The sequence below is a fragment of the Lentzea alba genome, assembly GCF_047445655.1.
GTDB classification, from domain to species: domain Bacteria; phylum Actinomycetota; class Actinomycetes; order Mycobacteriales; family Pseudonocardiaceae; genus Lentzea; species Lentzea alba_A.
In genome coordinates this window covers 16,023-27,110 of record NZ_JAJAEG010000055.1, presented here as the reverse complement: position 1 = coordinate 27,110, position 11,088 = coordinate 16,023, and the positions used below count along the sequence as shown (strand labels likewise).

At 69.8% G+C, this 11,088-nt stretch carries 7 protein-coding genes; all 7 read left to right on the top strand.

Annotated features, from left to right (window positions below):
* The first annotated feature begins 4 nt into the window (after positions 1–4).
* Positions 5–1,705 (top strand): 3-hydroxyacyl-CoA dehydrogenase family protein, encoded by a 1,701-nt coding sequence (locus tag LFM09_RS47510; RefSeq protein ID WP_414103252.1) that lies wholly within the window; start codon positions 5–7, stop codon positions 1,703–1,705.
* A gap of 10 nt (positions 1,706–1,715) precedes the next feature.
* Positions 1,716–2,162 carry a hypothetical protein gene (locus LFM09_RS47505; protein ID WP_414103251.1) on the top strand — a complete coding sequence of 149 codons (447 nt, stop codon included), beginning with the start codon at positions 1,716–1,718 and terminating at the stop codon, positions 2,160–2,162.
* A gap of 154 nt (positions 2,163–2,316) precedes the next feature.
* Positions 2,317–4,926 (top strand): LuxR C-terminal-related transcriptional regulator, encoded by a 2,610-nt coding sequence (locus LFM09_RS47500; RefSeq protein WP_414103250.1) that lies wholly within the window; start codon positions 2,317–2,319, stop codon positions 4,924–4,926.
* Positions 4,926–7,613, top strand: a complete 2,688-nt coding sequence (locus LFM09_RS47495) for an ATP-binding protein (RefSeq protein WP_414103254.1) — start codon at positions 4,926–4,928, stop codon at positions 7,611–7,613. Before LFM09_RS47500 ends, LFM09_RS47495 begins: the two co-directional genes overlap by 1 nt.
* 380 nt (positions 7,614–7,993) lie before the next feature.
* Positions 7,994–8,668, top strand: coding sequence for a PAS domain-containing protein (locus LFM09_RS47490; protein ID WP_414103249.1), 675 nt, complete (start codon positions 7,994–7,996; stop codon positions 8,666–8,668).
* A gap of 11 nt (positions 8,669–8,679) precedes the next feature.
* The gene (locus LFM09_RS47485) at positions 8,680–10,047 is read left to right on the top strand and encodes an aldehyde dehydrogenase family protein (protein ID WP_414103248.1); all 1,368 of its coding nucleotides are present in this window, start codon (positions 8,680–8,682) and stop codon (positions 10,045–10,047) included.
* A gap of 13 nt (positions 10,048–10,060) precedes the next feature.
* Positions 10,061–11,062, top strand: coding sequence for a beta-ketoacyl-ACP synthase III (locus tag LFM09_RS47480; RefSeq protein ID WP_414103247.1), 1,002 nt, complete (start codon positions 10,061–10,063; stop codon positions 11,060–11,062).
* Positions 11,063–11,088: the final 26 nt, after the last annotated feature.

Genomic DNA, 11,088 nt, shown 5'->3' with positions numbered 1-11,088 from the left:
CGACATGCCACTCGTGATCGGCGTGGTGGGGCTCGGCGGCCTCGGCGAAGGCCTCACCAAGGTCCTTCTCGCGAACGGGGCCGAGGTCATCGGCGTGGACAGCGACCTGGAGGTGCTGTCCCGCGTCCACCGCAGGCTGAGCGGGCCTCAGCTCAGCCTCGCGACGGAGCTGGTCGACCTCAAACGGGCCGATCTCGTCATCGAGGCACTACCGGACGACTTCCACACCAAGGAGACCGTGCTGCAACGGCTCGTCGAGCAGTGCGCGCCGGGCACGGTCTTCCTCACCACCACACCGACGCTCTCGGTGGCGAAACTGGCGATCGCGTCCGGTGCGCCGGACCGGGTCGTCGGACTGCGGTACTCGATCCCACCGCCGTACGGGCAGCACGCCAGCCTCATCGGCACGTCCATGGCCTCACCCGAGGCATTTCACCTGGCACGCAAGGCAGTGCGGCTGGCCGGCACCGAGATCGTGAGCCTCGGCGGCCGGCCCGCCGAGGCCGCCACGGCACTGCTCTACGCGTGCATGAACCGCACGATGAACCTCGCCGACGCCGGCTACGCCACCGTCGAAGACCTCGACACCGCCGTGAAACTGGGCTGTGGCCTCAAGTACGGGCCACTGCACCTGCTCGACCTGATCGGCCTGGACACGGTCAGGCGCGCCCTCATCCGGCTGCACGAGATCACCGGCTCCGACTCCTACATCCCGTCACCGCTGCTGGACCGGATGGTCGAAGAAGGATTGCTGGGAAGAAAAACCGGCCGGGGTTTCCACCGGTATGACGATCGCGGCGAAATCCTGCCACCGCCCCGCACCGCGAAGACGAACGGCGAGTCGCGTGAGATCCGTGCGGCCGGCGTCGTCGGTGCCGGGCTGATGGGCCGCGGCATCGCCGAAATCCTCGTCGTGGCAGGCATTCCGACCACCCTCATCGCCCGGACCGAGCAAAAGGCGGTTGAAGCCGCGGATCGCATCCACGCCTCACTGACCAGGCTCGTGCAGAAAGGCCGGATGTCCGAACAGGACCGTCAGGACGTTCTCGCCCGCCTCACCGTCGCCACGAACTACGAAGCACTGGAACAAGCCGACATCGTCATCGAGGCCGTCGCCGAGGACATGACCGTCAAACGCGCTGTCCTGCAAGGCATCGACGCCGCGATCAGACCCCAAGCGATCATCGCCACCACCACGTCCAGCCTCTCCGTGACCGACTGCGCGAACGTCACGAGCCGTCCGGAAGACGTCATCGGGCTGCACTTCTTCAACCCCGCACCGGTCATGAAGCTCGTCGAGATCGTCCGAACCGAACACACCGCGGACGACGTGCACGCCACCGCCCATGCGTTGGTGAAGTGGTTGCGCAAGACCGCGGTCGACTGCACCGACCGGGTCGGGTTCATCGTGAACTACGTGCTGTTCCCATATCTGAACGACGCGATCCGCATGCTCGCCCGCACGGACGTCACGGTGGAGGAGATCGACACCGCGATCGTCACCGCGTTCCACCACCCGATGGGTCCCTTCACACTCCTGGACACCATTGGTCTCGACGTGTCGCTCGCCATTCTGGAGACCCTCGCCGCAGCATCGAAAACCGGCGAACCCGCACCCGCCGAGGAACTGCGCCAGCTCGTCGCAGCCGGCCACCTCGGGACCAAAACGGGAAGCGGATTCCGCCTCGTGAACAAAGGAAAGTGAGGATTCTCGAATGGCCGAGGAGGGTAGGGAACGGCGGCACGTCGCGATCTTCGCCAATCCCCGGCAGGGACAGGCACTACCGGCGCTGGCGGTGATCGAGGAACTCGTGCGGCGCGGCTACCGCGTCACCTACGCCACCTCCTCCGAGGTCGCCGCGCGCCTGGCCCTCAGCGACGCCACGGACGGCAAGTGGGAGGTCGTGGGCTTCCTGGACGACAGCGTGTCGCCGATCTCGCTGGCCCGCGGGTACTTCGCCGACGACCTGCCCGACCTGGTGGTCTACGACAGCACCGCGGTCGAGGTCGCCAGGGCGGCCGCCGAGTCGTGGGACGGGCTGCCGGACGACGACTTCGTCGACGCGCCGTTCGGGGAGTTCCTCACCCGGTTCGGGCTCGCGTTCCTCCCGGAAAAACCCAGCCTCTACCGGGTTGTGCCCGGCCGCGTTGTGGCGTATTAGTTCACTGACTGGAACCGGCGGCCGATTCACCACCCGCACATTGCGGAATCACCGTGCCAGACTTTGACACTTGCCTCGCAGAGTTTGCGGTCCGGTCACCTGGGGCATTTATCCTCAGCGCAGGTCACTCTCTTCGAGCCTGAGGCGGTAGGTGGTGGACAACCAGTCGGGCCCCGTCACTGAGCTGTTCGGTCGTGAGAGCGCGCTCACCACGGTGGCGCACCACACGACCGCCGCTCGCCGCGGCTTGGGCGCCCAGGCCGTGGTCGTGCGGGGTGCGCGCGGCTCCGGCAAGTCCGCCGTGCTGCGCCGGGCCGCCGCGACCGAGTCCCGTGCCGGAACGACCGTGCTGTCCTCGGTCGGCCGCGGTGAACGCCGGCCGCTCGCCGTCGCCCGCCGGCTGCTCGTCCAGTCAGGTGTGATTGTTCCGGAACTCGCCGACCCGTCCGCCGCCGAGCTCTACCGCGTATACCGGGGCATGTGGCGCGATGTCGTGGGTCTGGCCGAACGTTCACCGGTGTGCCTGGTGCTCGACGACCTGGACGCGTGTGACGACGCGACCGTGCGGTGGGTGGACTTCCTGCTGCGGCGCCTCGCCGGCGAACCGATCAGCCTGGTGTTGTCCCAGAACGCGCCGCTCGACGTCGACCTGGCCCGCGCGCACGTCGTGGACCTGCAGCCGCTGACGACGCCGCAGGTCGCCGACATGATCTCCACGACCCTGCACTTCCCGCCGGACGCCGTGTTCACCAGTCTCTGCCTGCGGCTCTCCGGTGGCGTCCCGCGCCATCTCACGACCGTGCTCGCGGACATCCGGGCAGCTCAGGCCCTGCGGCAGGAGTCGGTGGAGCTCGTGGCGGCGCGACGCCTCCGAGACCAGCCCGAACACCTGCGAGCGATCGCCACCGCCCTGGTCGTCGTCGATCAGGAAGAGCTCGTCGCGCCACTGGCCGGCGTGTCGGCACGGGTCGCCGAGACCGGGATTTCCGCACTGCGGAAGGAACATCTGCTCGGCGACGGACTTCCGGACCACGTCCGCGAGTGGTATCGCGCGGGCGTGCTGGAGGTGCTGGACCCGGCCGAGGTGGCCGACCTGCGGCACCGGGCGGCGGTCGTGCTGGACGAGTTCGGGCACGACGTGCGGGCGGTCGCCGACCAGCTCGTGCACCTCCCGGCGGTCGACACGCCGTGGATGTCCCAGGTGCTGCACGAGGCCGCGGCCGGTGGCAAACCGCAGGACGCGGCCCGCTATCTCCGGCGGCTCGTCGAGCTCCACCCCGACGACGTCGAACTGCGGGTCAACCTCGCGACCGAACTCTCCCGGCACGATCCGAACGAGGCGTGCGAACACCTCGCGGCCGCGTTCCACCGCACGACCGATCCGGACCTGCGAGCCGCCCTGGCCGTCAAGCACGCGCTGACCGGCCGCACGCGCACGTTCCTCAAGCTCGCCAGGGATCCCGCGCTGTCCGAGGACCTGGTCACCCTGCTCGACGCCGTGCAGCTGTCGATCGACCTCGACGACGCGCACGCAGCACAGGCCGCGGTTGCGAAAGCGGTGCCGCCCAAGGCCGGAGACACGACAGCGCAACGGTGTCTGCTCGGCGTGGTGGCCGAGGCGACCATGCGGGGCGGCGGATCGATCGACAAGGCCGTCGGCTACGCACGGGCCGCGCTCGCCGACGCGGACGCGTTGACCGACTGGTCGATGCTGTCCGCCGCCACCGTGCTGCGCGTCGCCGGGCACACCGAGGAAGCGCTCGCCGTGCTGGACAGGGCCGTCGACGCCTTCTCCTGCAACGGGGACTCGCTCGCCCACTGCCGCTCGCTCGTGCAACGGGCGCTGGTGCACATGTCGCTGGGTGATCTCCCACGAGCGACGCACGACGCGTCGACAGCGGTCAACGCGGCGCACGAGAGGGGCTGGCAGCAGCCACGTGCCGTCATCCTGCTGGCCTGGCTGTCGTTGCAGACCGGCAACACGCCTCTGGCGGCGCAGCTGCTCGACGAAGTGAACGAGGACGACATCCGGCACCTGACGCCGGCCCACCGCGAGTACCTCCGCACGTCCGGATGGCTCGCCTACGTGCGAGACGAGATCGCGCTGGCGGCCGACCGGATGGAGGCGTGCGCGACGGTGATGTCGGCCGTCGGGCTCAGCGACCCCAGCGCGCTGCCGTCGTGGACCGACATCGTCCAGGTCTTGACCCTCGCCGGCCGTGACGCCACCGCCGCCATGAAGGAGGCGGACCGGCTGGCGAAGCTGTGGCCTTCCAGGGAAGCGGCCGCGTACTCGTTGCTGGCCAGGGCGTACACCACCACCGGACTCGGGGCGCTGGACATGGCGAAGGCCGCCGCCGACGGGTTCGCGGCCGTGCCCTCGCTCATCCAGCAGGCACGCGCCGAACTGCTGCTGGGGCAACGGTGGACCGGCGCGGGTCAAGCGCGCGAGGCACGCACGCACCTGCGGGTCGCGGTCGGGCTGGCGTTGCGGGCCGGCAGCAGGGCACTCGCGGACTCGGCCAGGACGATGCTGCTCGGCGTCGGCGGCCGGATGCGCGTTCCGTCCACAGTGGACGGCCTGGCGGTGCTGACCGCCAGCGAGCGCAAGGTCGTCGAGCTGGCCGCGGCCGGCGTCACGAACCGCGCGATCGCCGACCACCTGTTCGTCACGCTGCGGACCGTCGAGGTCCACCTGACCAGGGCCTACCGCAAGCTCGGGATCTCCAGCCGCGCGGAGCTGGCGGACATCCTGGCCTCGTGATGATCCTGCTCGAACGCACCGACGAGCTGCGGCAGCTCACCCGCGCACTGCACCGCGCCCGCGACGGCCACGGCGACCAGATCGTCATCACCGGACCGCTCGGCTGCGGCAAGTCCGCGCTGCTCGAAGCGGTTCGAGCGCGAGCCACCGACGTCCGCGTCCTCACTGCGAACTGTTCGGTGCTGGAACAGGACTACGCGTTCGGCGTCGCCCGTCAGCTGCTCGAACCCGCGCTGTGCCGCGGCGGCGAACGCTGGCTCACCGGAACCGCCGGACTCGCCCTGCCCGTGTTCTCCGACGACGCACCGGTCGACTCGGCGTTCGCGGTGGAGGAAGCCGCGGTCAGCGGCCTCACCTCGCTCACCCACGCGATGAGCGCCGAGCGGCCGACGGTGCTGTTGATCGACGACCTGCAATGGGCCGACGACCCGTCGTTGCGCTGGCTCGTGAAACTCTCCAGAACCCTGGAACGGCAACCTGTTCTGCTCGTCGCGACGACCAGGGACGGCGAGCGCGGCCCGTGGCTGGAAGCGTTCCGGCGCACCGAGATCAGGCCGGAGCCGTTGTCTCCCAAGGCCATCACCGAGCTCGTCGAACGCCGCACCGGTCAGACCCCGGACGACGAGTTCGTCGCCGCCTGCCACGCCGCGACCGGCGGCAACCCGCTGTTCCTGTGCGCGGTGCTGAGCCACGTCACCAGCCCGACGGCGGACCAGGCGCCGTACGTCAGGGAAATGCGGCCCGCCCGACTCAAGGAACGGCTCGTGCGCGGCCTCGCGACCCAGCCGCAGCACGCCCAGGACCTGGCCAAAGCCCTGGCGACGCTCGGAGACGACGACGAACTGGCCGGGTCGCTCGCCCGGCTCACCGATCAGCAGGCCCGCGAGGCTCGGCGCGTGCTCGACCAGGCCGGGCTCGCGACCGGCCGGCCCGCCGTCCGTGACGCCATCGAGGAGTCGATGTCCGTCGCCGAGCGCGAGGACTGGCAGGTCAGGGCCGTGAAACTGTTGCACGACAACGGCAGACCGGCCGAACAGGTCGCCGCCCGGCTGTTGTCGGTCACCACGGCACAGGGCGGCTGGGCGATCGAGACGCTCAGGGCCGCGGCCGGCACGGCGATCCGGCGCGGAGCACCCGAGGTCGCGGCGAGGTATCTGCGGCGGGCGCTGCGAGACGTGCCGCGCGACTCCGAGCAACGCGCGCGGCTGCTCGTCGATCTCGCGACAGCCGAGAGGTTCTTCGACCCCGCCGCGTCCATCCGGCACATCTCATACGCCGTGCCGCTGTTCCGCGACATCACGGAACGAGCCGCCGCGCTCGTGCGGATCGCGCCCACTGCACTCGGTTCGGCGCCACGGCCTGTGCGCGACCTCATCGACCAGGTCGCCGCTGACCTCGGCCACAACAAGGAGCTCGCGTTCAGGCTTGAGGCACGGCAACGGTATGCGTGGCACTCCGACCCCGCGTCGCTCGCCGACTCCGCGCAACGCCTGAAGCAGATCATCGGCGTGACACCCGGCGAACGTGAACTGCAGATCGTGCTGCTCGACGCCGCCATGCTCACCGCCCGCATGCCCGCGCACGAGGTCGCGGACATCGCGAGCAACGTCCTCAAGCAGGAACCGCCGCACCCCCGGCACGTCCACACCGCGATCCCGTTGCTCATCAAGGTTCTCGCCGCCGCGGACGTCGCGCACGAGGCCGTGCCGTGGCTCCACCAGGCCTTCGGTCAGGCCACGAACACCGTCGAACAGGCCCTGATCCGCGCCCAGCAGTCGTTCGTGCTCATGCACCTGGGCAGGCCGGGAGAGGCGCACCGGGCAGCCGAACAGGCCGTCGACCTCGCCGTGCTCGACTGGCGCGGCGACACGACGACCGCCGCCATCGGGCTCACCGCAGTCGCCATGGAACTGCGGGATCCCGGGCTGATCGCCAAGATCCTCCACTCCCGGCCCGACCGCGACGAACCTCCCGGCTGCGCCGCGGTGTACCGGATGCTGCACGCGGCGGGAGAGGCGCTGGCGGGACAGGCGGGCCCGGCGCTGGACCGGTTCTTGGACTGCGGCCGCGCGTTCGACGCCGTGGGATGGCGCAATCCCGTGCTGCTGCCGTGGTGCATCACGACGGCCAGGCTGCACGCCCAGCTCGGCGACCTGGCCGCCGCGCGGGAAGCCGCGGCGCAGGCCTGGGATCGCGCCGTCGAGTGGGGTGCGCCGGTCGGCGTCGGGCGGGCGCTCTACGTGCTCGGCCGCTACACACCCGGCCGCAAGGGGCTCGGAATGCTGCACGAGGCGGTCCAGGTCCTGCACGCCAACCCGTACGAACGGGCCAAGGCGCTCCTTCAGCTCGGAGCGCGCGAACGGGCAGACGGCGACGTACAGGCACAACGCCACCTCGACGAGGCACACCGGCTCGCCGTCCAAAGCGGGGCGGAAAGACTTGCTCAGAGAATCGCGAAGGAACTCGACGGTAATTCTCCGGGCATTGCCGTGGCATTGACGCGCACCGAGTTCAAAGTCGCCGGGCTCGTCGTCCAGGGTCTCACCAACGCCGAAATCGCGGAAGAGCTGTCCGTGACCTCGCGGGCGATCGAGAAACACCTCACCAACTCGTTCCGCAAGCTCGGCATCCGCAGGCGCACCGAACTGCCGGGCGCACTCGGCAGGACGTACCCGCCCTCCGCGTAACCTCTGCGACACATCTACGAATTTCTTGTGCCTTCTTACCGCACAGTTGACCCACGCCTCAGTTACCGTGTGGTGGCGTCTCGATCGGCTCGGGCCGAGTCTGCGCAGCTCAGCGCGGTAGCACATCATCAGGTGAGACGCAGCCGAAACGTCCTACCGAAATACTCGGACGCCTCCCCGAACCCCCGGACCACCCCTACCACAACATTAGGGGTCACCCCTCACACCTCGTTGACCGCGTTCGGCGAATCTTCCTACGATTCATCGTGTCAAAGGCGGATTCGGGAAATAACCCTAGATCGCCTCGCGACCATCTCAAGTTCTTGTCTCACGCAGTCGCGGAACGCCGAGTTCGACGAGATCGAGAGGGATTCTCTCCGATGCACACTGTTGCCGCTGGTTCTCTCGCACCTGACCACACCACCGTCGTTCCGGACGCCGACGTGTTCCGTTCGCTGCTGGAGCGCTCCGGCCTCTGTCTCGCCCGTCTCGACCTCCAGCTGCGCGTCGTCGAGGCCAACGACGACTTCGTGACCCAGTTCGGCCACTCCCGCGAGTCGCTGCTCGGCCGCAGCTTCTACGAGCTGCTGCACCCCGGCGTGCACGGCCCGATGCGCAAGCAGTTCGACCGCCTCGTCGAGGGCCGCCGCCAGCGCTTCGTCGAGCACCTCGCCGGCATCGGCCCGCGCCACGCCGTCTTCACCGGCGACATCACCGGCATCGCCGTCCACGACGCGCACGGCGACCTCGTGCAGTTCGTCGTCGTCGTGAACCCGGAGAAGGGTGAGCAGCCCAACGCCGTCGTCGTCGACCGCAACCGCATCCTCACCGAGCTCGACGCCCGGATCCTCGAGGGCATCGCCACCGGCGAGTCGACCGTCCGCCTCGCGTCGCGGCTGTTCCTGTCACGTCAGGGCGTCGAGTACCACGTCGGCACGATGCTCAAGAAGCTCAAGGCACCCAACCGCGCCGCGCTCGTCTCGCGCGCCTACAGCCTCGGTGTGCTCAGCGTCGCCAGCTGGCCGCCCCGGGTCTCGCCGGACTACGTCAAGTAAGGCCGCGGGCCATGCAGTCCTCCATCGAGACCGCTTTAGATCGGGCGGCACACGCCGCCCGTGAGTGGGGCGCCACCCGCCCGGACGATCGGGCGCAGGCACTGGACGCCGTCGCTGACGCGCTCGACCGCGAGACCGGAGAGCTGGTGGCGCTGGCCGAGTGGGAGTGCCGGCTGCCCGGCGAGAGGCTGCGCGCGGAGGTGGGTCGCACCACGTTCCAGCTGCGCTCGTTCGCCGAGCACCTGCGTTCCGGCGCGGTCGACGGGGTCGTGATCGACCGCGAGGACCCTTCGTGGCCACCGGGACCGAGGCCGGATCTGCGCCGCACGCTGATCCCGCTCGGACCGGTCGCCGTCTTCGGCTCCAGCTCGTACCCGTTCGCGTTCTCCGTGGCGGGCAACGACACCGCGTCCGCACTGGCCGCCGGCTGCCCGGTCGTGGTCAAGGCCAGCCACAGCTATCCCGACCTCGCCGACCGCACCGCCGAGATCGTCGAGGAGGTGCTGCCCAAGGGCGTGTTCGCGCTCGTCCACGGTCAGCGCCAGGCCCGTCAGCTCGTGCTCGACCCGCGGATCAAGGCCGTCGCGTTCATCGGCAGCACACGGGTGGGTCGCGAACTGCACCACCTCGCCGCGACCCGGCCGGAGCCGATCCCGTTCTACGGCGGCTTCGGCAGTGTGAATCCCGTGTTCGTGACTCCCTGGGCAGCCGCGATGCGCGGTGAGGAAATCGCGCGGGGATTCGCCGAAGCTCTGTCGCAGCAGAGCGGGCAGCTGTGCACCAAACCCGGACTTCTCGTGGTACCAGAGGCTTTCGCCGGCGACGTCGCTGCCGAAGTGCGCGCGCTGCGGGCGGAGCCGTTGTTCAACAAGCTCGTGGCGAAGCGTTTCGAGACCGGCGTGGCCGCGCTGACCGAGTTCCTGGACGTGCTGGTCGAGGGCGGCTCCGTGGCCGGTGGGCACGCGCCGGCGTTGTTGCGCACCACCGCGGCCCACGTGCTGGCGGGCCACGACGAGGCGCTGTCCGAGTGCTTCGGGCCCGTGTCCGTCGTGGTGACCTACCGCGACAGCCACGAACTGCTGGAGCTCGCCGCCGCGTTGCCCGGACAGCTCACGGCGACCGTGCAGGGTGAGGACGACGACGTCCTGCCCGAGCTGATCAGCGAGCTGACCGGACGCGCCGGGCGCGTCGTGTGGAACCAGTGGCCCAACGACATCGCGGCGACCCCCGCCATGCACCACGGCGGCCCGTGGCCCGCGACGACGTCTCCGTTCCACACCTCCGTCGGCGTGCGCGCCGTCGAGCGGTTCCAGCGACCTGTGGTGTTCCAAGGGTTTCCCCGCCGCTTCCTCCCGGAAGTGCTGGCGGACAAAGCGTGAGGAAGGTCGGAGAATGCGCGCAGCGGTGGTCGCGGGACTCGGGTCATGGCTCCCGCCGCGAGTGGTCACCAACGACGAGCTGACAGCCAAGCTGGACACGACCGACGAGTGGATCCGCACGCGCATCGGGGTCGCCACGAGACACGTGGTCGAACCCGGCATGGCGACGTCGGACCTGTCGGTCGAAGCGGCTCGCCGTGCCCTGCGTTCGGCCGGTGTGCCGGGCGCGGGAGGGGTGATCCTCGCGACCACGACACCGGACCGGCCCTGCCCGGCGACCGCGCCGGAGATCGCGTCGCGGCTGGGCCTGGTCGACGTGCCGGCGTTCGACATCGCGGCCGTGTGCACGGGATTCGTGTACGGGCTGGGGGTCGGGGCCGGCCTGATCACGTCCGGGATCGTGGACAGCCTGATCATGATCGGCGGGGACGCCTACTCCACGATCCTCAACCCGCAGGACCGCACCACCTCCGTCATCTTCGGTGACGGCGCCGGTGCTGTTGTGCTGAGGGCCGGGTCTCCGGACGAGCCGGGCGCGCTGGGGCCGTTCGACCTCGGCTCCGACGGCGAGCTGTCGGACCTGATCACCGTGCCGGCCGGCGGCTCGCGGCAGCGGTCGTCGCGCGACATCGTGCCGCACGGCGACAAGTTCTTCCAGATGGAAGGGCGCGAGGTCTTCGCGAACGCGGTGGCGCGCATGTCCGCCGCTTCTCGCAACGCCATCAAGCGGCAGGGCTGGGTCGCGTCCGATGTGGACAAGGTGATCGCGCACCAGGCGAACACACGGATCCTGGACGCGGTGTCGGCCGAGCTGGAGGTGCCGCGCGACAAGTTCGTCTCCAACATCACCGATGTCGGCAACACCTCCGCGGCCTCGATTCCGCTGGCGCTCGCGCACGGCGTGCGGTCGGGGGAGTTGCAGGCCGGGCAGAAGGTGCTGCTGACGGCGTTCGGTGGCGGTCTCACCTGGGGTGCCACGACGTTGGTGTGGCCGGAGCTGAGTCTTTCGGAATGAACGCGAGAACGGCCGGGGAGGTCTCC

Coding starts and splice junctions, on each gene's coding strand:
- LFM09_RS47510 (WP_414103252.1), top strand. CDS start 5: ATGCCACTCGTGATCGGCGTGGTGGGGCTCGGCGGCCTCGGCGAAGGC.
- LFM09_RS47480 (WP_414103247.1), top strand. CDS start 10,061: ATGCGCGCAGCGGTGGTCGCGGGACTCGGGTCATGGCTCCCGCCGCGA.
- LFM09_RS47490 (WP_414103249.1), top strand. CDS start 7,994: ATGCACACTGTTGCCGCTGGTTCTCTCGCACCTGACCACACCACCGTC.
- LFM09_RS47505 (WP_414103251.1), top strand. CDS start 1,716: ATGGCCGAGGAGGGTAGGGAACGGCGGCACGTCGCGATCTTCGCCAAT.
- LFM09_RS47485 (WP_414103248.1), top strand. CDS start 8,680: ATGCAGTCCTCCATCGAGACCGCTTTAGATCGGGCGGCACACGCCGCC.
- LFM09_RS47495 (WP_414103254.1), top strand. CDS start 4,926: ATGATCCTGCTCGAACGCACCGACGAGCTGCGGCAGCTCACCCGCGCA.